Genomic DNA, 25842 nt, shown 5'->3' on the forward strand with positions numbered 1-25842 from the left:
GAGTCTGCCGACCCGCCCTGCTGACGACGCCGGGTCTCGATACGTCCCTGCGGGAGTACCCGACCAGCATGACTCCCCGCCACGCGGCTTCCAGCAGCGCTAGGCGTTGCATGCTGGTCGAGTAGCCGCGCAGCGGCGTATCGAGACCCCGCGACCGCGAGCACCCCGCCGAGCCGCGGCATAGTACGTTCCCTTGCTCCGTCAGCGCCAGAACCCCCGTCAGAGGGACGCATCGCCTACGGTTGCACCGGGAAGCACCGTGCTCGATCCTCTTTCGCCGCGGCTCCCACTCCCCCCTTCCGCGCTCCACCCGCCCTGCTCTCCCCGCCCCCTCCGCCCGGACCGCACTGCCGCGGGCCTCCGAGAACCCTCCCCCGGGTCCCGGATCCTCCAGCGCGTCGACCCTCCCGCCGCCGCGCGCTCCGGGCACCCCTTCCCCCGCTGCCCGACCCGATCGGAAGACACCCTCATGGCCAGAGCCACTCCCCCCAGGTCGTCCCCGCGCTCTCGAGCGAGGACCGTCCTCGCCCGCCTCCTCGCGATCACGGCCGCCGTCGGGATCGCCGTCACCGCGACGGTCGTCTCGGACGCACCCGCCGCCTCCGCCGCCGTCGCGTCCGCGACCTACGGACCCGACGGCTCGCACTACCCCTCGGACACCCCCGACATCCGCTCCGGACTCCCCCGCGGCACCACCGTGGTCGACGTCGCCGCCTCCGGCCCGGCGATCCGCACGGCGCTCGACGCCCTCACCGCGCGCCAGATCGCGGGCGGCGCCGTCCTCCGCGTGGCACCCGGCCGCATCGCCGACCTCTCGGCGCTCAACGGCTACACCAACAACGGGGCGTCCAAGGTCCTGATCACCGCGCGCGACGGCTTCCGCTCGGTGACCGGCGGCGACTGGGCCCTGCGCGGAGTCACCGGCATCACGCTGATGCGCTTCGACATCCACTCGCTCGATGTGAAGGGCGCGACGCACGCCTCCTTCGCGTGGCTGCGCGTCGCGGCCAACTGGGTCGGCCTCGCCGGCTCGGCGGGGCTCCCGGTGCGGGACGTCGAGCTGATCGAGGTCGTCGAGCCCGACTCGACGGTCAAGAACGCCGACTCCGCGCAGATCAAGGCCTACGCGCCCGACCTCCTGACCGACGTGCTGGTCGAGGGCGGCTACCTCGCGCCCTCCTACTACGTCGATGCGAAGTACGGCGGCAACCGCGAGCCGCGCCCGCACACCGACACCCTGCAGATCGAGGGCTCCGGGATCACCGGCCAGGTCACGGTCCGCGACACCGTCGTGTTCGCCTCCAACAACAGCGCCGTCATCATCGGCGGAGTCCGGAACGTCGCCTTCGACGACGCCTTCATCGTCGGCGGCAGCGTCGCGGCGCAGCGCTACCCGTTCCTCCGGGGCGGCGCCGGTTCCGCCGGAGCGCAGAACGGCCCCGGCAGCCTGAGCGCGATCCAGGGCTCCGGCGGCGGCAACGTCGACGCGACCGACTCGACCTTCGTCGGCTCGCTGCAGCCCACCTGGGACGCCGTCTCGAACACCCGCACGAACCTGCCCGGCAAGACAGCGCGATCGGGCGGCTTCACCGTCGACCAGAGCCTCGGCGCGCTGACCGCCGCCGACCTCGACGCGCGGAGCCCCCGCCCCACCACCGCGTATCTCGCCGGCATCTGGGACGACGTCTCCCTCGGCGGCAGCCCGGCGTCCACGCCGACCGCGGCGCCGACCGCGTCGGCCACCCCGGTGCCGACCACCCCCGCTCCGACACCGACGACGACCCCGTCCGCCCCCGATGAGCCCGGCGAGCCCGAGGTCCCCGCGGAGGACACCACCGCCCCCGAAGTCGAGATCACCGCACCGGAGGCCGGCGACGTGCTCGGCGGCCCGGCGATCGCGACCGTCACCGCGACCGACGACGTCGCCGTGAGCGGAGTCGTGTTCGCCGTCGAGGGCATCGACATCGGCGACGGCGTCCAGACCGGCGAGGACACCTGGGCGCTCGCCTCCGACACCGCGGGCGTGCAGGGCACGTTCGCGCTCACCGCCCGGGCGACGGACGCGGCGGGCAACGTGACCGAGAGCGCTCCTGTCTCCGTGACGCTGCAGTAGCGTCCGCGTAGGAGGAGGGGCCGCCGTGCTGATCGCACGGCGGCCCTTCGTTCTGCGCCCGAGCGACCCGACGGCCCGCGCCAGTCACGCCTCCTGCACTGCACGACTGAGAAAAGGGTGTGACACTTCCTCAGGTCACCCGCTTGCTCCGCCGAGCCCCTACAGGAGTCGCAGATGCACACACGCCCACCGCAATCCCACGGACAGCGCCGATCGAGCAGCAGACCGCTCGACGTCGCGGCGTCCCTCGTCCTCACCGTCGGACTGCTCGGCGCAGCCGCGCCCGTCGCCCAGGCCTCCGAAGAGACGCCGACGGCCGCCGGAAGCACCTCGATCCCTGTCGCGCTGCCGCAGGTCGCGCCGTCGCCGTCGTCGACTCCGGCCGTCGAGCACCCTGCGCTGGAGAGGTCGATCGTCGCCGACTTCGAGGTGCCCACCGGTGCGGAGCCGGATCGATCTGTCAGGGTCAACTACGCGATCCGGCTGACGAACACCGGCGATGTCCCGCTCATCGTGTCCCTCCGCGGAGACTTCGCTCCGGTCACGATCGCCGTCGGTGAATCGAGGGACGTCGCGGGACGAGACTCGTTTTCGGAGTATGAGTTCTCGACCGGGTTCGTGCCGCTCGACATCGAAGGACAGGCCACCACCCCCCTCGGCGCCAGCATCGACGCGGGGGTCAGCGCCTCGGTCCCGTATCCGGCCGGGCTGCCGGGCCTGGAGCACCCCTCCCTCGAGAGGTCGGTCACCGCCGTGTTCGCACCCGAAGGGTCCGGCACGAGGGCCGATTACACCGTTCATCTCAAGAACACGGGTGACGTCCCCCTGCAAGTGGTCCTCAAGGCGATCACCGGCCCCGGCCAACCCCCTCTGACCCTGGCCGCCGGCGAATCGAGGGACATCACCGGCTCCGCTCTGGTCTCCGAGAAGGATCTGCGGCGCGGCTACTGGGCCTTCAACACCTCAGGAGACGCCTACACCCCCCGAGGCATCCGCATCGAGGGCGACCTCGGCGCCTCGATCGCCATTCGAGCGACGCCGCCGGCTCAGCCGACCCCTGTCCCGTCACCGCCCTCCACGCCGACCCCGGCGCCGTCGCAGCCCGCCACGCCGAGCACTCCGACGCCCAGTCCCACTGCGGTGCCGACCGTTGCCGGCCGGGCCCTGACGGTGACCATCACGGGGAAGTTCCTCACGCAGCCGGGTGAGCTCGTGAAGGAGGGCACCCGGGTCGAGTTCTCGTACGACGTGAAGAACACGGGAACGGTCGATCTGACGGACGTCCTCGGGCGGAAGAAGCTCGCGGTCGGCGAGTCCTTCCTGCTGACCACGACCGAGGCCGTCGTGACCGCGCAGAACATCAAGGACGGGTTCGTGGCGCCCGACGCGGAGTCCATGAGCGAGACCGTTCCGGGCGGAACCCGAGTCGTCGTCTCGGCGCCGAAGCTGCCGATTCCCGACAAGGCTCCGGTGTCCACGGAGAAGCCGGATCTGGACGTGAAGGTCTCCGGCACGTTCCAGGTGAAGGCGGGTGAGCCCGTCGTGGCGGGCACGAAGGTGAAGTGGGTCGCCTCGCTCACGAACACCGGGGACACCGCTCTCCGCGACGTCCAGGTCGCCGACAGCGAGAAGATCGCCGAGCTGCCGGTCGGGAAGAGCGGCGAGGTCTCCTTCGAGAGCACCGTCAGCGAGCGGGACGTGCTCGATCACTCGATCTCCGTCGCCGCCGCGGCCACCGCGATCACGAGGGACGGCTACGACTACTCGAAGCAGACCCTCGGGACCCTCGCCATCCCTGCGGTCGCTCCTGCCCCGGCCGGTCCCGACACCCCCGCGTCGGCGGGACCCGTGTCCCCCGCCCCAGCCGGACCCGACGCTCAGCCGTCCAGTGCAGCGGCAGCCCGGTCGGTGACCGAGGTCGCCACATCGTCCAGCCGCGGTGAGGTCGCCACCTCGGCGTCCTCGGGGGCGACCCGGTCCACGGCCGGTCACCTCGCCTCCACCGGTTCCGACGCCGCCGCGATGCTGCCCGCTGCCGGTGTCCTCGCCCTGCTCGGCGCCGTCGGCGTCTTCCTGGGCCGCCGCCGCAGGAGCCGCACCGCCACCGAGTGACGATGCGCCGAGTCGGCGGGTGGCCTCTGTCGTCCGCCGCCTCGGCCCCGCGCTCCTCGGAGGGCCGCCGTGCACGACGGCGGCCCTTCTGCGCGCCCGGCGACGGACGCGCCGCGCCAATCACCGTGCGAAGCCCCTCAGTACCGCAGAGACCTGTGAAGCTTCCTCGGGTCATCCACCTTGCTCCGCCGAGCCCCTACAGGAGTCGCAGATGCACACACCCTCACCTCAACCCCGCGGCCCGCGCCGATCGAGCAGCAGACCACTCGACGTCGCGGCCTCCGTCGTCCTCACCGTCGGCCTCCTCGGCTGCGCCGCGCCTGCAGCTCAGGCGGAGGAAGCACCGGCCACGGCCGCTGCGGTCGGCAGCACGTCGACATCGATCGACGCAGGACCCGCGCCGCAAGTGAAATCAGCGCTGAAGACGGTCGTGAGCGCGCTTTTCGGTTCGCACCTCGGCGAGATCTTGAACGACCACTCAGTGGTTCACTTCGTCCTGGATGTCACCAATACCGGCACAGAACCGATCACCGTGTCCCTCGTCGACTGGCCTGGCACTCAACCTGTCACTCTTGCCCCCGGGAAGGGGACGAGCTTCTCGGAGACCGCGCCTCTCCCTCCGGATTCTCTGAAGTCTGGTGTCTGGGCTCAGAAGATCTGGCTCGAGACCACGACCCCGTCGAAGGAGCAGAGTCGATTGTCCGTCGAGACCGATATCTCCATCCCGAGCGCGCAGTTGCCGAAGCCCGCTCCGACGCCTGCGCCTAGCACCAGCGCGCCGGCCCCCGGCCCCACCACAGCGCCCACCGCTGCGGCCCCGGCCGTGACGGTGACCATCACCGGGAAGTTCGACACGCAGCCCGGTGAGCTCGTCAAGGAAGGCACTCGCGTCGCGTTTACCTACGACGTGAAGAACACCGGCGGGGTGGATCTGACGGACGTCCTCGGGCGCAAGAAGCTCGCGATCGGCGAGTCGTTCCTGCTCACGACGACCGAGGCCGTCGTCAGCGCGCAGAACCTCAAGGACGGGTTCGTTCCGGCCGAGTCGAAGCTGGTGAGGGGAACCCTTCCGAACGGGTCGCGCGTCACGGTCTCCGAGCCGTTCGTGTACAAGCTGCCGATTCCCGAGAAGCCTCCGATCCCCGCGGAGGCGCCGGATCTGGACGTGAAGGTCTCCGGAACGTTCCAGGTGAAGGAGGGCGAGCCGGTCGTCGCCGGGACGAAGGTGAAGTGGGTCGCCGCGGTCACGAACACCGGCAACGTGGCCCTGCGCGACGTCCAGGTCGCCGACAGCGAGAAGCTCGCCGAGCTCCCCGTCGGGGAGACCGGCACGGTCGACTTCGAGAGCACCGTCACCGAGCGCGACGTCTTCAACCACTCCATCTGGGTCGCGTCGCCCGCCACCGCCACCACACCCGACGGAACGACCTTCACGAAGAACACCCTCGGCACGCTCGAAATTCCGGCGGTCGTGCCCGTCCCGGTCGTCCCCGTCCCCCAGCCGATCGTGACGCCGACCTCCACGCCGGCACCGACCTCCAGCCCGGCCCCGACCTCCACGCCGGCACCGACCTCCAGCCCGGCACCGACCTCCACACCGGCACCGACCTCGACCGCGGCAGCCGGGACCCGGCCCGCCGCCGACGTGACGGTGCCCACGGCGACGGCAGGCGGGGCCAGCACGGCTTCTACCCGCTCGGCTGCCGGTCACCTCGCCTCGACCGGCTCGGACGCCGCCGCTGTGCTGCCCGCGGCCGGGATCCTCGCCCTGCTCGGCGCCGTCGGCGTCTTCCTCGGTCGCCGCCGCAGGAGCCGCCCCAGCACCACCGACTGACGGGCGGGGCGTGCCGGTGGCCGACTGCCGACACCGAACGGCTCAGCCTCCGCCCGACCCGTGGGGCCGTCGTGCAGAACGCACGGCGGCCCTTCTGCATCCCCGTCGACCCGATACGACGCGTCACCCCGTGCGGGAAGAGAGCACGACCACCAGAAAGGTGTGACACTTCCTCGGGTCACACACCTTGCTCCGCCGAGCCCTCACAGGAGTCGCAGATGCACACACCCTCACCTCGCCCGCACGGCCCGCGCCGCTCGAGCAGCAGACCGCTCGACGTCGCGGCCTCGCTCGTCCTGACCGTCGGCCTGCTCGGCTCCGCCGCGCCCGCCGCCCTGGCGGCCGACGCAGCGCCGGCCGCGCAGCCCCAGGCCGCACCGTCGCAGCCACCCTCGCCCGCGCCGACGTCGTCGCCGGCCGTCGAGCACCCCGCCCTCGAGCGGACGGTCACCGCCACGTTTGAGTTCATCGGGACCACGACCGAGAGAAGCGAGCCCTACTTCCGAGTCCGGTACACGATTCACCTCGAGAACACCGGCGATGTTCCGCTCAACGTGTTCCTCGAGAACGTCAGGCAGCGGGACGATGCTCCGATCACGCTCGCGGTGGGCGAATCCAAAGACCTCCCGGGAGACACCCTCGTCGTTCAGAGAGAGTTGGCGGACGGTTTCTGGCACTTCAGGACGGACGGGGCGGCGTACACCCCTCAAGGAGTCAGCATCGACGCACGTATCGATGCTTCAGTGCCCGTTCCCGGAGTGAAACCGACGCCTGCTCCGTCGCAGCCCGCCACGCCGTCCCCCGTGCCGTCGCAGCCGAGCACGCCGAGGAGCCCGACGCCCGCGCCTTCGACTGAACCGGCCAGCGCTGACCCGGCGGTGACGGTGACCATCACCGGGAAGTTCCTGACGGAGCCGGGTGAGCTGGTGAAGGAGGGCACCCGGGTCCAGTTCACGTACGACGTGAAGAACACGGGCGGGGTCGATCTGAAGGACGTGCTCGGGCGGAAGAAGCTCGCGGTCGGGGAGTCGTTCCTGCTCACGACGACCGAGGCCGTCGTCAGCGCGCAGAACCTCAAGGACGGGTTCGTTCCGGCCGAGTCGAAGCTGGTGAGGGGAACCCTTCCGAACGGGTCGCGCGTCACGGTCTCCGAGCCGTTCGTGTACAAGCTGCCGATTCCCGAGAAGCCTCCGATCCCCGCGGAGGCGCCGGATCTGGACGTGAAGGTCTCCGGAACGTTCCAGGTGAAGGAGGGCGAGCCGGTCGTCGCCGGGACGAAGGTGAAGTGGGTCGCCGCGGTCACGAACACCGGCAACGTGGCCCTGCGCGACGTCCAGGTCGCCGACAGCGAGAAGCTCGCCGAGCTCCCCGTCGGGGAGACCGGCACGGTCGACTTCGAGAGCACCGTCACCGAGCGCGACGTCTTCAACCACTCCATCTGGGTCGCGTCGCCCGCCACCGCCACCACACCCGACGGAACGACCTTCACGAAGAACACCCTCGGCACCCTCGCGATCCCAGCGGTCGTGCCCGTCCCGACTCCGACCCCGACGCCCACGCCGACTCCGACCGGGACGCCGACTCCGACCGGGACGCCGACTCCGACCGGGACGCCGACTCCGACCGGGACGCCGACCCCGACCGGGACGCCGACTCCGACGCCGGCCGCGGCCGCGTCGACCCGACCGGCCGCTGAGGTCACGGTGCCCACGGCGTCTTCGGGAGCTGCGAGCACGGCCTCGAAGCGATCGGCGGCGGGTCAGCTCGCCTCGACGGGCTCCGACGCAGCCGCCGTGCTACCCGCGGCCGGCGTCCTCGCCTTGCTCGGTGCCGTCGGCCTGTTCCTGGGTCGCCGCCGCCGGAACCGCGCCACCACCGAGTGATCGCCGTGCCGTGCCGGCGGGTGATGGCGGTCACCCACCGGCACGGCACGAACTCCACCTTCTGAAGCGAGTTCGAGGACGATCTCGGACAAGTTGCACAATCCGTGCCACTTTCTTTCGGCCGCAGGACGCGTCGCCGTACGTTTCCGACTGTTGCTCAGCGCACGGCCCGGTTTATCCGGGTGCCGCCGCCCCACCGGTCCTCACTGCGACCGGGTGCGGGCGGCTCGGCCGTCGCTGTCCCGCCCGGAACGCACCGATGCGTGTCTCCGGGGCTCCTCCCCCGTGCGAGGTCCCCGGTCCGTCGCGCCTCGGAGTCCTCGACCCCCTGGATCGGCGATCCGTCATTCCGCCCTCCGATCGAAAGACACCGCCATGTCACGACACACGTCCGCCACTCCGTCCGAACGCCGCACGTCCGCCCTCCGCGCCCTCGCGGTCGCCGCTGCCGTGGGGATCGCCGTCACCGGCGCCTCGTTCCAGACCGCACCGGCCGCCTCCGCCGCTCCGGCCACTCCGGCCGCGGCGAGCGCCTCCACTTTCGGTCCGGACGGCACGCACTACCCGTCCGACACCCCCGACATCCGGTCCGGGCTCTCCAGCAGCACGACGGTCGTCGACGTCGCCGCCTCGGGCCCCGCGATCCGCGCGGCACTCGACGCCCTGACGCCCGCCCAGATCGCTGCCGGCGCCGTCGTCCGCGTCGCTCCTGGACGCATCGACGACCTGTCCGCGCTCGACGGCTACACGAACGACGGTCCGCTCAAGGTCCTGATCACGGCGCGCGACGGCTTCCAGTCCGTCACCGGCGGCAGCTGGATGCTGAAGGGCGTCACCGGCATCACGCTGATGCGCTTCGACATCGACTCGATCGACGTCAAGGGCGCGACGCACTCGTCCTTCGCCTGGCTGCGGATCGCGAACAACTGGGTCGGCCTCGCCGCCTCCTCGGGCATCCCGGTGCGCGACGTCGAGCTGCTCGAGATCGTCGAGCCGGAGTCGAAGCTCAAGAGCGGCGACTCGGCACAGATCAAGGCGTACGCTCCCAACACGGTCAGCGACGTGCTCGTCGAGGGCGACTACATCGCCCCCTCGTACTACGTCGACAAGCAGTACGGCGGCGGCGCGAACCCGGCGCGCCCGCACACGGACAGCCTCCAGATCGAGGGCGCCGGCGTCGTCGGCCAGGTCACCGTCCGCGACACCGCCGTGTTCAGCTCGAACAACAGCGCTGTCATCGTCGGCGGCGTCAAGAACGTCCTCTTCGACCACGCGCTGATCCTCGGCGGCGACGTCGCCGCGCAGCGCTACCCGTTCCTCCCGGGCGGCGCCGGCTCCCCCGGCGCGATCAACGGCAAGGGCAGTGTCAGCGCGATCCAGGGCAAGGGCGGCGGCAACGTCGACGCTACCGACTCGATCTTCACGGGCTCGCTTCAGCCGGTCTGGGACATGGTCTCCGGCTCGCGGACGACGCTCGCCGGCAAGGTCGCCCGGAGCGGCGGCTTCTCCGTCGACACCGCGCTCAGCGCGCTGACCACCGGGGGCCTCGACGCGCTGAGCCCGCGCCCGACCACCGACTACCTCGCCGGCGTCTGGGACCGCGTCGCCGTCTCGGGTGGCACGACTCCCGCGTCCACGAAGAGCACCGCCCGGACGACCGCTCCGGCGCCCGCCGCCTCCGCCGCCCCGAAGGCGTCTCCTGCTCCGACGGCGGCCACTCCGGCTCCGGCGACCACCGCGGCTCCGAGCCCCACCGCCGAGTCGGCCGCGAAGCCCGTCGCCACTCCGGCATCTGTCGCCCCGAAGCCCGCCCAGAAGAAGGCGCCCGCCGTCGACAGCACCGCCCCCGTCGTCACGATCACCTCGCCGCGCTCCGGCTCCGTGCTCGGCGGCTCGACCACCGCCACCGTCACCGCGACCGACGAGGTCGCCGTGACCCGCGTCACGTTCCTCCTCGGCAGTACCGAGGTCGGCGACGCCACTCGGAACGCGGACGGCACCTGGTCGCTGACCACGAGCACCACGGGCAAGCACGGCACGTTCGCGCTGACTGCCCGGGCGATCGATGCCGCGGGCAACAGCACCGTCAGCGCGCCGGTCACGGTCACGCTGAAGTAGCGTCCGGACCGAAGAGGAGGCTGCAGTGCGACACAGCGCGGCAGCCCCCTTCCGGCGTCCCGCCCGGTCACCTCGGCGGGGTCAGCGCGGCGAGAGATCTCCGAGCACGGCGAAGCCCAACCGCTGTGCGGCGACCAGGACCACCGCGTCGGCGGTCACGTCGTTCAGGGCCCTGTCGAAGCTCGGTCGTGACGGGAAGGCGGGTTCCCGCTCGACGCGGCTGAACAGCGTGACGACCGGCTTCCCGGTGATGGCCGACAGGTGCCACAGCCCGTCGATGCTGCCGAGGCGCTCCTCGATCGCCCGGGCCCAGGCCTGCGTCGCACGCTTCGACCCCATCTGGATCGCTGCGGCGGCCCCGTTGTGGACCGGCCACTGACCGGTGAGATCGAGGAGCGTCAGCGGACGGGACGGACGCCAGCCCACGAGCCGCGGAGCGTTCTGAACGCAATCGACGACCCGTCGACGCTGGTAGGTCTCGCCGAGCGACGTCACGGCATCCGTCGCCGCGTACAGGACACCGACGGTCGGGTGGTCCCCCGGAGGGGGCGGGTGCGGGTCGAAGCGCATCCCCGGCACCGGTCCGTGGTGACGCAGAGCGTTCCAGGTCCCCGCATGCTCCCCGGCGCTCCGGTACACGCGCCAGAGCGGACCGGAGTACTCCCGGAGGTGCGAGGGCCCGGTGACGAAGGACTCCGGTGGGGTGAGCGGGACCTTCACGACTCGTCGAACTCGGCCAGAGCGGCGAGGACCTCCCGCGGATCGCCTCCCCCGATGAGCCACCGCACCGGCGTGACCGACGTCTCGCCGATGAGGAGCTCCTCCTGCGGCGTGGTCATGAAGCCGTGGACACTCGCGGGGTGCATGTCGGCCGGGATCGCCCTCACGAGGGCGGGGACGCCGGGCAGCATCGGCCGCTCCCGGTCGTCCGTGAACTGCCAGGCCGGGAACCGCAGCTTCGAGCCGACCTTGAAGGCGTACAGGCCGTCCTTCGCCTTCCGGTGGCGCACGCGCGTCTCATCGATCCTGAGTCGCGCGGCCACCTCGGCGGTGCCGAACGAGTCGACGATCGCCTGCAGCCGGGTGCGCCGCTCGAGATCGGCCAGCTCGCCGCGCGCGACCTCCGCCTCGGCCTCGGCGAGCTCCTCGGCGGTCATCGTGCCGGACTCGACGAGGAAGTCGGCCTCGGCCTGGATCAACCCGCCGCCCGACGACTGCTGCCTGGCGAGGAGCGAGGCCTGCTCCGTGAGGAGCGCGACGAGTGTCCGCTCGTCGCCTCCCCTGCGGCGGACGGCCCGCCACAGTGCATCGAGACCGTCGGTCAGCTCGGCGTGGGTGACGATGGCGAGCACCTCCGGCGTGAGCCGGGCGAGAACGCTGCGGAGATGCTCGTGCACGGCACCCGGCGAGAGCTCGAGCCGACCGGCGATCTCCGACTCGGTGGCACCTTCGGCGAGCCCGACGACGATCCGGAGCTGCGCCTCCAGGGCGGACTCCGACTCCGGCCCTCTCGAGCTCGTGATCGGGGGCGGGCTTGTGGCGAGGTCTGTCATGAACGTCTCCTCCGATGATCGGCGCACTGCTGATCCTAGTTTGGAAGGAGCATGCGCCGACCGGTCGAGACGTGCGCCGCGCGACGGTGGCGCGCTGCGCCCGTCTCGTCAGCTCCGCGAGGTGAGCAGGGTCCTCAGCGGCGGCGCGATCGACTCGCGCCGCAGCAGCGCGGTCGCCAGCAGGAGCAGCAGCAGCACCGATCCGCGGACCAGGCCCTGCCAGTAGAACGAGACGCCGAGCAGCACGAGGCCGTTGTTGATCAGGCCGAAGATCAGCACGCCGATCACCGTGCCGAGCACGTTGGGCCGCCCGTGCGCCGAGAGCGTCGCTCCGATGAAGACCGCGCCGATCGCATCCAGCACGTAGAGCTGGCCGCTCGCCGGCGAGTAGCCGTAGCTGCGCGAGGCGAGTGCGATGCCGGCCAGGGCGCCGATCAGCGCCGCCACGATGAACGCGGAGGCGAGCGAGATCCCGACCCGGCGGCCGGCGATGCGGGTGGCGCCCGGCTGCTCCCCCGCCGCGGTGAGCACGCGGCCCCAGCGGGTGCGGTCCAGCAGCAGCCAGACCGCGACGGCGACGGCGATCGCCAGCAGCACCGGAGTGCCGATGCCGAGTACGGTCGCGTTGCCCCAGGCGGCGAAGGCGTCCGGCGTCTCCTGGCGGCGCAGGTAGATCGGCGCGCCGCCGCCGGTGAGCAGCTGCTGCGCACTGGTGCCGATGAACCAGACCGACAGGGTCGCGAGGAAGGCGCGGATGCGCAGCACGATCACCAGCACCGCGTTCACCACGCCGGCGAGCATCCCGAAGCCGAGGCCGATCAGCACGGCGAACCAGGTCACGTAGCCGTCGGCGATCAGCGCCGTCGCGGCCAGCGCCGCGAGGTCGATCGCGATGCCGATGGAGAGGTCGATGCCGCCGGCGCGGACGACGAGGGTCATCGCGCACGCCGCCATCAGCAGCAGTGCACCGGCGCTCGCGACGTTGAGCAGGTTGGTCGGCGCGAAGTAGCCGGGCACGCTCGTGCCGAAGACGGCGAGGATGAGCACGACCGCGCCGGGCGCGAGCAGGCGGACGGCGAGGGCCCGGCGGGACTCGGACACGGGCAGGGCGACGGCGGTCACGAGCGGACCCCTCTCTCTCGCAGGGCCGCGAGGCCGAGGACGAGCAGGATGAGCAGCCCCTTGATCGCGCCGACCCACTGGCTGTCGATGCCGATCAGGGTGAAGCCGTTGCCGAGGGCCGCCACGAAGACGGCGGCGAGCAGCGTGCCGCCGATCGTGACGACGAAGCGGCGCGAGAAGACGACCGAGAGGTAGGCGGTGACGATGATGTCGAGCAGGATCTGGTTGCCGATCCCGGGCACGGCGGCGGCGAGGCGCGCGGCGAGCAGCAGCCCGGCGATCCCGGCGAGGAGCCCGGAGAGCAGGTAGCTGGTGAGGACGTGGCGCCACACGGAGACGCCCGCGACGCTGGCCGCGGTCGGGTTCTGCCCGACGGCGTAGCTGCGGGTGCCCCAGGGGGTCCGCCCGACGGCGAGTGCGGTCGCCACCGTGACGACGGCGAGCACCACGACCGGCGCCGGGACGCCGAGCACGGCGCCGCCCCGCAGCCAGTCGAACAGCGGATCCGCGACCGGCACCTTGACGTTGTCGGTGGCGAGGAAGACGACGGAGCCGACGATGCCGGAGACGGCGAGCGTGGCGAGCAGCGGGCGGAGGCCGAGCACGACGGCCGTGCCGCTGATCGCGCCGAAGCCGATCGAGACGAGGAGGGCGAGGAGCACGGCGGGGACCGCGCCGAGACCCGCGGTCAGCGCGACCGCCGCGACGACGCCGGAGAGGCCGACGATCGGCCCGGAGGCGAGGTCGATGCCGCCGCGGACGACGTCGTCGCCGCCGGTGATCACCACGATCGCGAGGCCGAAGCCGGCGATCGCGGGGACCACGGCCTGGATCAGGATCGTCGAGAGGTTGCCGCCGGTGGCGAAGACCGGCGAGGCGGCGCTGAACACCGCGATCTCGAGGACGACGACGAGGTAGCCGATCAGGGCGAGGGCGCCGATGCCGCGGCGGCGGGCGCGCGGCGCGGCGGGCGCCTCCGTCGTCGCGTCGTCGGTGGGTGCGGTGGTGAGGGTCATCGGGCACTCTCCCGGGCGTCGAGGTCGGAGGCGTCGAAGGCGGGTGCGTCGACGGCGCCGGACGCGATCGCGAGCACGCGGTCGGTGCTCAGCTCGGTGCGGGGCAGCTCGGCGCGCACGGCGCCGCGGTGCAGCACCAGGACGCGGTCGGCGAGGCCGACGAGTTCCTCGAGGTCGAGCGAGACGAGGAGGATGCCGGCGCCCTCGTCGACGAGGCGGTTGACCAGCGCGTAGACGGCCGCGCGGCTGCCGACGTCGACGCCTGCGGTGGGCTGATCGAGGACGAGCACGCGCGAGCCGGCGGCGAGCCACTTGCCGAGCGCGACCTTCTGCTGGTTGCCGCCGGAGAGCGTGCCGACCACGGCCTCCGGATCGGCGGGGCGCACGTCGAGCGCGGCGATCTGCTCGAGCGCGAGCGCCCGGTCGCGGCGGCGGCTGGGCAGCAGGCCGCCCAGGCTGATCCGCCCGAGCGAGGCGATCGAGAGGTTCTCCCGGACGGTGTGGGCGAGGAGCACGCCGTCGCGCCGGCGGTCGCTCGGCACGTAGCCGCCGCCCGCGGCGACGAAGGCCCGGGCGGAGGAGGTGGCGGTGCCGGCCACGCGCACCCGGCCGCTGCGGCGGACGAGGCCGACCACGGCGTCCGCGAGCACGTCGACCCCGGAGCCGACGAGGCCGGTGACGCCGACGATCTCGCCGGGGCGCACCGTCAGATCGAGGGCGTCGAGCGCGCCGGGCACGGTGAGCGCCTCGATCTCGAGCAGCGGCGCGACGTCGGCGGCGACCACCCGGTCGGAGCGGAGCGCGAACTCCTCCACGTCGCGGCCGAGCATCAGCTCGACGATCCGGGCACCCTGCTCGGCGTCGCCGTCGATCAGGTCGAGCGCGCCGACGTTCGCGCCGTTCCGCAGCACCACCACCCGGCTGGCGACGCGCTGCACCTCCTGGAGGTAGTGCGAGATGTAGATCACCGCGACGCCGCGGGCCTGCAGCCGGCGGATCGAGGCGAACAGCGCCGCCACCTCCCCGGCGGCCAGCGGCGCGGTCGGCTCGTCGAGCACCAGGAGGCGCGGCTCGACCAGCAGCGCCCGGGCGATCTGCAGCTGCTGCTGCTCCGCCACGGTGAGGTCGTCGACGAGGGTGTCGCCGCGCACGACGAGGCCGACCAGCTCGGCGAGCACGGCCTCGGCCGAGGTGCCCCGGCGGCGCAGCCTCTCGTGGCCGAGGTAGAGCTGCTCCGCCACGGTCAGGCGGCCCGCGAGGTGCCGGTCCTGGTGCACGACCCGGATGCCGGCCCGCTCGGCGTCGCGCGGGGCGGTGATCGCCACCGGCTCCCCGTCGATCGCGATCGAGCCCGCGTCGGCCGAGTAGAGGCCGGTGAGGATCTTGATCAGCGTGGACTTGCCCGCGCCGTTCTCGCCGACCAGGGCGACGACCTCGCCGCGGCCGACAATGAGCCCGACGTCGCGCAGCACCGGGACTCCGGCGAAGGACTTGGAGATCCCCGCCATCACGAGGGCCGGCGGCTGATCGCCCGCGGGACTAGCCACCGAGACCGAGCTCCGCGGTCTTCTCGGCGATGTTCGCCTTGTCGATGAGCACCGGAGCGAAGTAGGTGGTCGGCGTGACCGAGTCGGCCTCGCCGCCGAGGAAGCGGGCCACGTTGTCGGCCGAGCCGGCGCCGATGGCGAGGTTCTGCTGCGCGACGGTCGCGGTGTAGGAGGAGTCGGGGTCGGCGATCAGGTCGAGCGCGCCCTGGTCGGCGTCGACGCCGTAGATCTTGATCTCGTCGCGGCCCGCCGCGTCGACGGCCTGCGCGGCGCCGATCTGCGGGGTGTCCCAGCAGGACCAGATGGCCGAGATCTCGCCCTTCGGGTAGCGCGAGAGCGCGTCGCCGATCTGCTGCTTCGCGTCCTCGATCGTGCCCTCGTACTTGTCCTGCAGCTCGGGCTGGAGGATCGAGATGTTCGGGTAGTCCTCGAGCACGAGCTTGAGCTCGTTGTAGCGGATGCGGCAGGGCGCGACGCCCGGGAAGCCGTTGAAGACCAGGATCTGGCCGGAGCCGCCGATGTCCTCGGCGATGGTGCGGGCGAGGGTCGAGCCGATCTGCCAGTTGTCGCTGGTGACGTTGTTCTCGGAGTACTCCGACACGTTGTCGATGGTGAAGAGCGGGATCCCCGCGTCGTGCACCTCCTTCAGCGCAGGCGCGAGGGTGGTCGCGTCGCCGAGGATCACGATGATCGCGTCGGGCTTCTGCGAGACGAGGTTCTCGATGTCCGAGACGTGCTTGTCGTCCTTGGCCTCGGCCTGGGTGGCGACGACGGTGCCGCCGAGCGCCTCCACGCGGTCCTGCACCGACTGGTACACGATGCGGGAGAAGTCGTGGACGATGTCCTTCGCCGCGATGCCGACCGTCTTGCCCTCGAGGCTCGGGACATCGGCGGTCGAGGCCGCGGCGGTGGTCGCCTCGGCGGCGGCGTTCGCGCCGTTCGCGCCGGAGGACTCCTCCTTGAGGGAGCAGCCGGTGAGGACCAGCGTCGCGGCGGCGAGGAGCGCCACCGCGGAGGTGAGGGAGCGGAATCGCATGGGAGGGCCTGCTTCGGGAGGAGAGGGATGCTGTGGGGCGCCGGATCCGCGGAGGAGCGGGCGGTGCTGCTGGCCATCGTGGCGGTGGCGCGGCGGCTCGTCACGCCGGCCGGTCATCCACCGCAACGCGGCGTCACACAGCGCAACACGGGGGCCGTTCGTTACGCCGGGTTGCGCGCGCGCCGACGCGGTGTCGGTCGTCCCTCCTAGGGTCCGAAGCGCACCAGCCCCGAACCGAACGGAATCCCATGGCGTCCCGCATCGTCCTTAACGCCTTCGACATGACCTGTGTCGGCCACCAGGCGCCCGGCCTCTGGCGGCACCCCGACTCGCAGGCCGACCGCTACAACGATCTCGAGTACTGGATCGACCTCGCGAAGACGCTCGAGCGCGGCACCTTCGACGCGCTCTTCCTCGCCGACGTGCTCGGCGTCTACGACGTCTACCGCGGCTCCGTCGGGCCGGCGCTGATCGACTCGGCGCAGGTCCCGGTCAACGACCCGCTGCTGCAGATCCCCGCGATGGCCGCCGCCACGAAGCACCTCGGCTTCGGCGTCACGATCTCGCCGACCTATGAGCAGCCCTACGCGCTCGCGCGCCGGCTCTCCACACTCGATCACCTCACCAAGGGCCGGATCGGCTGGAACGTGGTCACCTCCTACCTCGACAGCGCCGCGCAGAACCTCGGCCTCGAGCGGCAGATCCCGCACGACGAGCGCTACGACATCGCCGAGGAGTTCCTCGACGTGAGCTACAAGCTCTGGGAGGGCTCCTGGGAGGAGGGCGCGGTGCTGCGCGACCGGGAGCGCGGCGTCTTCACCGACCCGCGCAAGGTGCACCCGATCGGCCACTCCGGCACCCACTACCGCGTGCCGGGCATCCACCTCTCCGAGCCGTCGCAGCAGCGCACGCCGGTGATCTTCCAGGCGGGAGCCTCGCCGCGCGGCATCGACTTCTCGGCGAAGCACGGCGAGGCCGTCTTCATCAACGCGATCCGGCCCGAGCTGACCCGGCGGACCACGGACGCCATCCGCGACGCTGCGGAGAAGCACGGCCGCGCGCGCACCGACCCGAAGATCCTCATCCTCGCGACCGTCATCGTCGCCGAGACGGACGCCGAGGCGCAGGCCAAGTACGCCGACTTCAAGACGTACTCGTCCCGCGAGGGGGCGCTCGCGTTCTACGGCGGCTGGTCGGGGCTCGACCTCTCGCAGTTCCCGGCGGACGTGCCGCTCGACTACGTCGACACCGATGCGGTGCGCAGCGCGCTCTCGATCTTCACGAAGGCGGACCCCGACCGCGCCTGGACCCCGGACGACGTCGCGGAGTACCTCGGCATCGGTGGCATCGGCCCGGTGATCGTCGGCTCGCCGAGCACCGTCGCGGACGAGCTGGAGCGCTGGGTCGACGTCGCCGGGATCGACGGCTTCAACCTCGCCTACGTGGTCACCCCCGGCACCTTCGAGGACTTCGTCGACCTCGCGGTCCCCGAGCTGCGGAGGCGCGGCCGGGTCTGGGAGGAGTACGAGGGTTCGACCCTCCGCGAGTACCTCCAGGGCCCGGGCAGCGCCCGCGTGAAGGACTCGCACCCGGCCGCCGCCTACCGCGACGCGTACGTCGGCTCGCCCAGCGCCGCCGACGGACTGCCCGACAGCGTCCTCTCCGTCCTGCCCGCCCTCGACCCGGAGCCCGTCCGATGACACAGACCGCCCCTGCCCCGACCAGCCCCGAGTCCCGCCCGGAGCGTCCCCGCTCGCACTGGGACCGCATTGCGACCGCCGCCGAGCACGCGCACTGGGACGCCGTCGCGTCCGGCGTCGCCGAGACCCTCGCGACCGACGTCCTCGAGCGCGACCGCGGCAACCTCGACCCGACGACCGAGCTCGAGCCGCTGCGCTCCTCGGGACTCGTGAATCTGCTCGACCCCGCCGAGTACGGCGGCGGCGGCGCGGTCTGGAGCACGGCGTTCCGGGTGATCCGGATCCTCGCCGCGGCGGACGCCTCGCTCGCGCAGATCCTGCTGTACCACTACGTCAACTCGGCCAACATCGCGTTCTCGGCGCCGGAGTCGGAGCGCGAGCGCTTCTACCGCGCGACGATCGAGGGCCGGTGGCTCTGGGGCGACTCGGTGAACCCGGTCGACCCCGACCTCGAGCTGACGCCCCGCGGCCACGGCTTCGAGCTGAACGGGCTCAAGCGCTTCTCGACCGGGGTCTCCTCGGGCGACGCGGTGCTGGTCAACGCGGTGATCTCCGGCGGCGACCGCTCCGGCGAGACGCTGACGTTCGTGCTCCCCCGCGACCGCGCGGGCATCGAGCCGCTCGGCGACTGGGACTACCTCGGCCAGCGGCAGAGCGCCTCCGGGTCCGTCCGCTTCACCGGCGTGCGGGTGGACGCGACCGAGATCCTCGGCGCGCTGGTCGACGAGCCGTTCGCGACCCTGATCACGCCGTCGATCCAGCTCGGCTTCGGCAATCTGTACCTCGGCATCGCGCAGGGCGCGCTGGCGAAGGGCCGCGGGCTGACGCTCGGCAGGAAGAACTCCTGGTTCCTCTCGGGCGTCGAGACCTACGCGCAGGATCCGTTCGTGCGCCGCCTCTACGGCGAGCTGGTCGCGCACACGGCGGCGGCGGAGGCGCTGGCCGACCGGGTCGGCGTGCTGCACGACGCCGAGGTCGCCCGCGGCGCGGCGGTGACGGCCGAGTCGCGCGCCGCTCAGGCGATCGAGATCGCGAAGGTGAAGATCGTGACGGACGCGCTCGCGCTCGACGTGACGACCCGGATCTACGAGGCGACCGGCTCCTCCTCCGCGAAGAGCTCGATCGGCCTCGACCTCTACTGGCGGAACGTCCGCACCCACTCGCTGCACGACCCCGTCGACTACAAGAAGCTCGAGGTCGGCGCGAACTACCTGACCGGCGACGTCCAGCCGCTCTCCCTCTACACGTGAGCGGCGACGGACACATGAGCGGCACAGGATCCGAGCGTCTCGCGGAGGCGCGCGCCGCTTTCCGCCCGGTCTTCGACGGGATCGCGGCGGGCGCCGTCCAGCGCGAGCTCGACCGCGCGCTTCCCTTCGAGCCGATCGAGCGGCTGCGCGCGGCTCGCTTCGGCGGTCTGCGGGTGCCGGTCGAGCACGGCGGCCGCGGGCTCACGCTGCGTGAGACCGCGTCGCTGCTGATCGAGCTGGCGACGGCGGACTCGAACGTCGCGCAGGCGCTTCGCGGTCACTTCGCCTTCGTCGAGGACCAGCTGTCCTTCCCGCCGTCACCGGCGCGCGACGGCTGGCTGCGCCGGCTCGCCGCGGGCGAGCTGGTCGGCAACGCCTGGAGCGAGATCGGCACGGCCGCGGTCGGCGTCACGCAGACCACGCTCACCCGCCGGGGCGACGAGCTGGTGGTGAACGGCACCAAGTACTACTCCACCGGCACGATCTTCGCCGACTGGACCGACGTCGTCGTGCGCCGCGAGGACGGCACGGACACCGCGGTGGTGGTGCGCGTGGATCAGCCGGGTGTCGTCGCGACCGACGACTGGTCGGGCTTCGGCCAGCGGCTCTCGGGCAGCGGCACCACGGTGTTCACCGACGCGGTCGTCGAGCCGGAGCACGTCTTCGCCTCGGTCCTGCGCGCGCCGCACCAGACGCCGTTCTTCCAGCTCGAGCTGCTCGCGGTGCTGGCGGGGATCGCCGCCGCTGTCGAGCGGGACGCGATCGCCGCCGTCCGCACCCGCTCGCGGGTCTACAGCCACGGCCTGGCCGATCACGGGCGGGACGACGCCCAGATCCAGGAGGTCGTCGGCGCGATCTCGGCGATCGCCTTCGGTGCCCGGGCCGCGGTACTCGTCGCGGCGGAAGCGGTGGGCGAGGCGGCGGACGATCCCTCGCTGGTGCCGGCGGCCGGCGCCGAGGTGTACCGGGCTCAGGTGCTGCTCACCGAGTCGGTGCCGCGCGCCGCGACCCTGCTCTTCGACGCGCTGGGCTCGTCCGGGGTCGCGACGGGCGCCGCGCTCGACCGGCACTGGCGCAACGCCCGCACGGTCGGCGCGCACAACCCGGTGATCTACAAGCAGCGGATCGTCGGCGAGTGGGCGCTGAACGGGACACCGCCGCCGCTCGCCTGGTCGATCGGCGTCGGGCGGCCGCAGGGCTGAGCCGTGGTGCAGGCGTGCCGGCTCAGCGCCCCGCCTGGACCGCGTGCAGCGTCGCGTAGCGCCCGCCCGCCGCGAGCAGCTCCTCGTGGCTGCCGGTCTCGACGATCCGCCCGCGCTCGAGCACGACGATCGTGTCGGCCGAGCGGATCGTCGACAGCCGGTGCGCGACGACGAGGGTGGTGCGGCCGCGCATCAGCCGCAGCAGTGCCTCCTTGACGGCGGCCTCCGACTCCGGGTCGAGCGCGCTGGTGGCCTCGTCGAGCAGCAGGACACGCGGGTCGCGGACCAGGGCGCGGGCGATGGCGATGCGCTGGCGCTGACCACCGGAGAGGCGCGCGCCGCGCTCCCCCACGACCGCGTCGAGGCCGTCCGGCAGCTCGCGGACGAACTCCAGCGCGTTCGCGTCGCGGAGGGCGGCGATGATCCGCTCCTCGCCGACGCCGGTCAGTCCGTAGGCCACGTTGTCGCGGATCGAGCCCTCGAAGAGCACCGAGTCCTGCGGCACGACGGAGACGGAGCGGCGCCAGGTGCGCAGGTCGAGCGTCTCGGCGTCGACGCCGTCCAGGAGGATGCGGCCGCCCGTCGGGCGGAGGAAGCCCAGCACGAGGTTGAGCATCGTCGACTTGCCGGAGCCGGAGGAGCCGACGAAGGCGACGGTCCGGCCGGGCTCGATGTCGAGGTCGATGCTCTGCACGCCGACGCTGGTCCGGACGCCGGTGCCGTCCTCGGCGGCGGCGTCCTCGACGCCGGTGCTGACCGCGCCGTAGCGGTAGGTCACGTCCTCGAGCCGGATCCGGCCGCGCACCTCGGCCGCTCGGGCCTTGCCCTCGTTCTGCTCGAGGTCCGGGTCCTCGAGCAGCTCGCCGATCGAGCGGATCGACTCCGTGCCGCGGGCGATGACCGGCAGCAGCATCAGCAGGTTCGTCATCGCGCCGGTCAGCAGGGCGAAGTAGGAGCTGAGCAGGACGACCTGACCGGGCGTGATCGGCAGCCAGCCGCTGATCGAGACCCAGGCGGCGAGCACCAGGCAGCCGATGCCCAGCAGCTGCAGGCTCACCCAGGAGAGCGATGCGAAGCGGCCGTTCAGCAGGTCGAGGCTGTAGCCGGCGGAGCGGACGCCCTCGGCGCCCGCCGCGACCCGGTCGACCGCGGTCTGCTCGAGACCGTGCGCGCGGGTGATCGGGATCAGCGTCGCCATCTCGCCGACGCGCGCCGAGAAGTGCTCGACCTCGCGGCGGAACTGCTCGTTGCTCCGGCGCGAGCGGCGGCCGAGGAAGGCGCGCAGCAGCACCGCGAGCGGGATGGCGCAGGCGTAGACCGGGAGGAACGCGGGCACCTCGATCGCGGTCATCACGACCGCGCCGATCGCCACCATCGTCGCCGAGAGCAGCGGGTGGCCGACCTGCTGGTACATCGTCTCGATGTTCTCGACGTCGCGGACGACCTTGGTCTGCACGACCGAGGAGCTGGCGCGGGAGTGGAAGCCGATCGAGAGGTTCTGGAGGCGGGCCGCGAGGGCGTTGCGGAGGTCCGTCCCGGTCTGGCGCACGGCGCTCATGTAGAGCCGGGTGTACATCACGTGGTTCGGGTAGTTCTGCAGCAGCGCGAGCAGGGCGATGCCGGCCCAGAGCCACAGCGTCGACTCCGGACCGCCGGCGACGACGACGTCGACGATCGCGCCGGTGACGACCGGGAGCAGCCAGAGCGGAGTGTCCTTCACCGCGAAGAACAGCACGGCGACGGCGACGCGCGGCCGGTAGCGGCCGAGGAGCCGGAGGGCCGAGCGGCCGGGGTGACGGCGGTCGAGCAGCAGCGGGGCCTGCGAGGGACGGGCTTCTCTCACGAGACGGTCGACTCCGATCGGGGTGTCCGCGGCGCCTTCGGGAGCGACCGCTCCGGCGGGGACGCCCTCGACGCTACTCGGGCGGCGCGGTCGTGGGCAAGCGTTTTCCTGGCTAGGGTTCTGCCGACCGATGCGTGCGGACGAGCCTGTGCGCCAGACCTCGTGAGGACCCCGATGACCGAGCCGATGCCGCTGCGCGAGGACGCCTTCGCCGTGCCCTACTGCGATCCCGTCTTCGACGGTCCGACCGACCCGGTGCTGGTCGCCGACACCCTCCGCGGCGAGTGGCGCCTCTTCTACACGCAGCGGCGCGCGACACTGGATCTGCCCGGGGTCGAGTGGGTGCACGGCAGCGCCATCGGCGTCGCGGTGTCGAGCGACGGCGGGGCGACGTGGGCGTATCGCGGCACCGTCCCCGGCCTCACCGCCGGGCTGTCGGCCGAGCTGCCGACGCTCTGGGCGCCCGACGTCGTGCGGATCGGGGATCGCTGGCAGATGTTCGTGACCCGGATCGACGGCACCCCCGACGACTGGACCGGACGGGCGGGCATCGTGCAGTTCGAGAGCGACGATCTCGAGACCTGGCGGCTCCTCGGCGAGATCGACCTCGGCTCCGACCGCGTGATCGACGCCGCGGTGGCGCGCACCGGCGACGGGCGGCACCGGCTCTGGGCGAAGGACGAGCGGCTCGACAGCAGCACCGTCGTCGCCGTCAGCGACGATCCCGGCGACCCGGCGTCCTGGCGGGTCGAGGGCGTCGCCGTCGGCGGGCGCCCGCACGAGGGGCCGAAGGTCTTCCCGCTGGCCGGCCGGTACTGGCTGATCACGGACGAATGGCGCGGGCTGGCCGTGCACCACTCCCCCGACGGCGTCGGCGACTGGCGGCGGCAGACCGAGCGGGAGGGCCTGATCCTCACCGCGCCGGAGCGGCTGGAGGGTGCGCCGATCGTCGCCCGGCACGCCGACGTCGTGCCGCTGGACGAGGACCGCGCCCTGATCGTGTATTTCACCCACCCCGGCTGGGACGGCAGCGACCTCGCGTCGATGCCGCCGAGCGCGGCGCTGCGCCGCTCGCACGTCCGCGCGGCCGTGCTCACCGTCGTCGACGGCGCGCTGGTCTGCTCCGCCGACAGCCTGCCGGTCGACTAGCCGCCGCGGGTGGCCACCCCATGCTGACGAGCAGCCGCCGCAGGCGGCCACCCCATGCTGATCGAGTAGCCGCCGCAGGCGGCGTCAGCATGCTGGTCGAGTAGCCGCCGCAGGCGGCGTATCGAGACCCCGCGTCGCCAGCACGTCGGCTGCCGAACCCTCGCGTCCAGCAGGGCCGGATCTCGATACGCCCGCTGCGCGGGCTACTCGATCAGCACGGATGGGGCCGCCGCAGCATGCAGCGTGGATCGCGGCGCACCGCGTAGGGCGGCCACCCCATGCTGGTCGAGTAGCCGCCGCAGGCGGCGTCAGCATGCTGGTCGAGTAGCCGCCGCAGGCGGCGTATCGAGACCCCGCGTCGCCAGCACGTCGGCTGCCGACCCCTCGCGTCCGGCAGGGCCGGATCTCGATACGCCCGCTGCGCGGGCTACTCGATCAGCATGTGCTAACCCCATGCCGGTCGAGTAGCCGCCGCGGGCGGCCCCCACATGCTGGTCGAGTAGGCGCCGCAGGCGGCGTATCGAGACCACGCGTCGCCAGTACGTCGGCTGCCGAACCCTCGCGTTCAGCAGGGCCGGATCTCGATACGCCCGCTGCGCGGGCTACTCGATCAGCATGTGCTAACCCCATGCCGGTCGAGTAGCCGCCGCGGGCGGCCCCCACATGCTGGTCGAGTAGCCGCCGCAGGCGGCGTATCGAGACCCCACGTCGCCAGCACGTCGGCTGCCGAACCCTCTCGTCCGGCAGGGCCGGATCTCGATACGCCCGCTGCGCGGGCTACTCGATCAGCATGATGTTCGCCAGCGCGGCAGGCGGCAGGAGGGCTGCTGGTCGAGTAGGCGCCGCAGGCGGCCGCCCCCAAGCCGGTCGAGTAGCCGCCGCAGGCGGCGTATCGAGACCCGGTGGCGGGCGCGTCGGGCACGTCGGCTTGACGTGCGCAAGTCGCCGACGTATTTTGGGGCAAACGCTTTCCCGAAACGTTTCATTTCAGTTCGGGGCTCGAAACGATGATGTTCTCGAAAGGACGACGATGTTCCGCTCACACAGCAAGCGCTACTCGGCGGTGGCCGCCGTGGCCGTGGCCGCCCTCGCTCTGACCGGCTGCTCCGGTGGAGGCTCCGGGGCCTCCGCCACCCTGGACCCCGACGAGGAGATCACCCTCGACTACACGTTCTGGGGCAACGACGACCGCGCCGCCCGCTACGACAAGGCGATCGCCCTGTTCGAGGACGAGCACCCGAACATCACCATCAACTCGACCTTCACCGACTACCCCGGCTACTGGGAGAAGCGCCAGACCGAGGCGGCCGGCGGCGGACTCCCCGACGTGATGCAGTTCGACTACACCTACCTCCGCCAGTACGGCGACAACGGCCTGCTCGGCGACCTGTCCGAGTACTTCGGCGGCGCGGTCGACGAGACCACCATCTCCCCGGAGCTGCTCGCGACCGGCGAGCTCGACGGCGCCACCTACGCGATCCCCACCGGCTACAGCGCCTGGGCGGTCTTCCAGAACCAGGACCTCCTCGCCGCGAACGGCGTCGAGCCCTACGCGGGCGGCGGCAGCTGGGAGGACTACGCGGCCTACGTCGCGGACGTCACCGCGAAGACCGGCGGCGCCGTCTACGGCGGCACCGACTACACCGGCCGCATCCAGAACTTCGAGCTGCAGCTGCGCGCCGAGGGCAAGGAGCTGTTCACCGAGGACGGCGAGCTCGGCTTCACCGAGGACGACCTCGCCGCGTTCTGGGAGCAGGGCGACGAGATGCGCACGAGCACCGGCGTGCCGGCCGCGCGCCTCCAGGAGCTGCTGCCCAAGTCCGGCTTCGGCGCCGGCATCGCGACCAGCGAGATGAGCTGGAGCAACTTCCTCGGTGGCTACATCGGCGACAGCGGCGCCTCCGAGATCCTGATGACCGCTCCCCCGACCGCGGACGAGGGCAGCAAGGACCTCTACCAGAAGGTCGGCCTGATGCAGGCGATCTCCTCCGCGACCGAGCACCCCGAGGCCGCAGCGACCTTCCTCGACTTCCTGATCAACAGCCCCGAGGTCGGCGAGATCTTCGGCGCCACGCTGGGCATCCCCGCCTCGTCCGAGCAGCTCGCCGGTGCGAACCTCGAGGGCCCGGACAAGCAGGTCGCCGACTACCTCGACTCCGTCGAGGACCGTCTCGGCGAGGCCCCGGCCGCTCCGGTCGCCGGCTACGGCGCGATCGAGGCGAACTTCCTCGACCTGGGCACCAGCCTGGGGCTCGGCGCGGTCACCGTCGACGAGGCGGTCCAGCAGTTCTTCGACGAGACCGACGTCACGCTCCAGAACTGACCCGGCCGCCCCGCACCGCTCCCCACTGATCCGCACTGATC

Annotated in this window: 17 protein-coding genes; 10 read left to right on the forward strand and 7 right to left on the reverse strand. The window is 72.2% G+C overall.

What is annotated here, in order from left to right; translation table 11 throughout:
• Positions 1-469: 469 nt before the first annotated feature.
• From HQQ86_RS19575 to HQQ86_RS19595, 5 genes are all read left to right on the forward strand, one after another.
• Complete coding sequence (locus HQQ86_RS19575; RefSeq protein WP_173290196.1) at positions 470-2113, forward strand: Ig-like domain-containing protein; 1644 nt, start codon at positions 470-472, stop codon at positions 2111-2113.
• A gap of 174 nt (positions 2114-2287) precedes the next feature.
• On the forward strand, positions 2288-4225 hold the full coding sequence (locus HQQ86_RS19580) for an LPXTG cell wall anchor domain-containing protein (RefSeq protein ID WP_173290198.1): 1938 nt from the start codon (positions 2288-2290) through the stop codon (positions 4223-4225).
• Between the two features lie 823 nt (positions 4226-5048).
• Positions 5049-6059: an LPXTG cell wall anchor domain-containing protein gene (locus HQQ86_RS22215; protein ID WP_173290200.1), complete on the forward strand. Its 1011-nt coding sequence runs from the start codon at positions 5049-5051 to the stop codon at positions 6057-6059.
• 884 nt (positions 6060-6943) lie between these two features.
• Positions 6944-7942: an LPXTG cell wall anchor domain-containing protein gene (locus HQQ86_RS22220; protein WP_173290202.1), complete on the forward strand. Its 999-nt coding sequence runs from the start codon at positions 6944-6946 to the stop codon at positions 7940-7942.
• A gap of 375 nt (positions 7943-8317) precedes the next feature.
• Positions 8318-10060 (forward strand): Ig-like domain-containing protein, encoded by a 1743-nt coding sequence (locus tag HQQ86_RS19595; protein ID WP_173290204.1) that lies wholly within the window; start codon positions 8318-8320, stop codon positions 10058-10060.
• An 81-nt stretch (positions 10061-10141) separates the two neighbouring features.
• On the opposite strand, the gene HQQ86_RS19600 is transcribed toward HQQ86_RS19595, so the two are convergent.
• The 6 genes from HQQ86_RS19600 to HQQ86_RS19625 all read right to left on the reverse strand — a co-directional run bounded on the left by HQQ86_RS19600 (position 10142) and on the right by HQQ86_RS19625 (position 16334).
• Positions 10142-10843: an RES family NAD+ phosphorylase gene (locus tag HQQ86_RS19600; protein WP_367948745.1), complete on the reverse strand. Its 702-nt coding sequence runs from the start codon at positions 10841-10843 to the stop codon at positions 10142-10144.
• Positions 10777-11613, reverse strand: a complete 837-nt coding sequence (locus HQQ86_RS19605; RefSeq protein ID WP_173290207.1) for a hypothetical protein — start codon at positions 11611-11613, stop codon at positions 10777-10779. The genes HQQ86_RS19600 and HQQ86_RS19605 overlap by 67 nt, the downstream gene beginning before the upstream one ends.
• Positions 11614-11721: 108 nt before the next feature.
• Positions 11722-12735, reverse strand: a complete 1014-nt coding sequence (locus tag HQQ86_RS19610; protein ID WP_173290209.1) for an ABC transporter permease — start codon at positions 12733-12735, stop codon at positions 11722-11724.
• Positions 12732-13751: an ABC transporter permease gene (locus HQQ86_RS19615; RefSeq protein ID WP_173290211.1), complete on the reverse strand. Its 1020-nt coding sequence runs from the start codon at positions 13749-13751 to the stop codon at positions 12732-12734. The genes HQQ86_RS19610 and HQQ86_RS19615 overlap by 4 nt, the downstream gene beginning before the upstream one ends.
• Positions 13748-15298, reverse strand: a complete 1551-nt coding sequence (locus tag HQQ86_RS19620; protein ID WP_173290213.1) for a sugar ABC transporter ATP-binding protein — start codon at positions 15296-15298, stop codon at positions 13748-13750. Before HQQ86_RS19620 ends, HQQ86_RS19615 begins: the two co-directional genes overlap by 4 nt.
• Positions 15291-16334: a sugar ABC transporter substrate-binding protein gene (locus HQQ86_RS19625; RefSeq protein WP_173290215.1), complete on the reverse strand. Its 1044-nt coding sequence runs from the start codon at positions 16332-16334 to the stop codon at positions 15291-15293. Before HQQ86_RS19625 ends, HQQ86_RS19620 begins: the two co-directional genes overlap by 8 nt.
• A gap of 248 nt (positions 16335-16582) precedes the next feature.
• Between HQQ86_RS19625 and HQQ86_RS19630 the strand changes: the two genes are divergently transcribed.
• Genes HQQ86_RS19630 through HQQ86_RS19640 form a run of 3 tightly spaced genes read left to right on the forward strand, consistent with a single transcriptional unit; the run spans position 16583 to position 20486 of the window.
• Positions 16583-18034, forward strand: coding sequence for an LLM class flavin-dependent oxidoreductase (locus HQQ86_RS19630; RefSeq protein ID WP_173290217.1), 1452 nt, complete (start codon positions 16583-16585; stop codon positions 18032-18034).
• Complete coding sequence (locus HQQ86_RS19635; protein ID WP_173290219.1) at positions 18031-19284, forward strand: acyl-CoA dehydrogenase family protein; 1254 nt, start codon at positions 18031-18033, stop codon at positions 19282-19284. The genes HQQ86_RS19630 and HQQ86_RS19635 overlap by 4 nt, the downstream gene beginning before the upstream one ends.
• Before the next feature lie 14 nt (positions 19285-19298).
• A complete protein-coding gene (locus tag HQQ86_RS19640) occupies positions 19299-20486 on the forward strand; it encodes an acyl-CoA dehydrogenase family protein (protein WP_173290221.1) in 1188 nt (395 codons plus the stop codon).
• 22 nt (positions 20487-20508) lie between these two features.
• Here HQQ86_RS19640 and HQQ86_RS19645 read toward each other — a convergent pair whose 3' ends face one another.
• A complete protein-coding gene (locus tag HQQ86_RS19645) occupies positions 20509-22329 on the reverse strand; it encodes an ABC transporter ATP-binding protein (RefSeq protein WP_173290223.1) in 1821 nt (606 codons plus the stop codon).
• A 174-nt stretch (positions 22330-22503) separates the two neighbouring features.
• Here HQQ86_RS19645 and HQQ86_RS19650 point away from each other — a divergent pair, with 174 nt between their 5' ends.
• Both HQQ86_RS19650 and HQQ86_RS19655 read left to right on the forward strand, forming a co-directional pair.
• Entirely contained in the window at positions 22504-23478 is a 975-nt protein-coding gene (locus HQQ86_RS19650) for a family 43 glycosylhydrolase (protein ID WP_173290225.1), read from the forward strand.
• A gap of 1030 nt (positions 23479-24508) precedes the next feature.
• Complete coding sequence (locus HQQ86_RS19655; protein WP_173290227.1) at positions 24509-25801, forward strand: ABC transporter substrate-binding protein; 1293 nt, start codon at positions 24509-24511, stop codon at positions 25799-25801.
• The last annotated feature ends 41 nt before the right edge of the window (positions 25802-25842 follow it).

The organism is Rathayibacter sp. VKM Ac-2857, assembly GCF_013205025.1.
Classification (GTDB): Bacteria; Actinomycetota; Actinomycetes; order Actinomycetales; family Microbacteriaceae; genus Rathayibacter.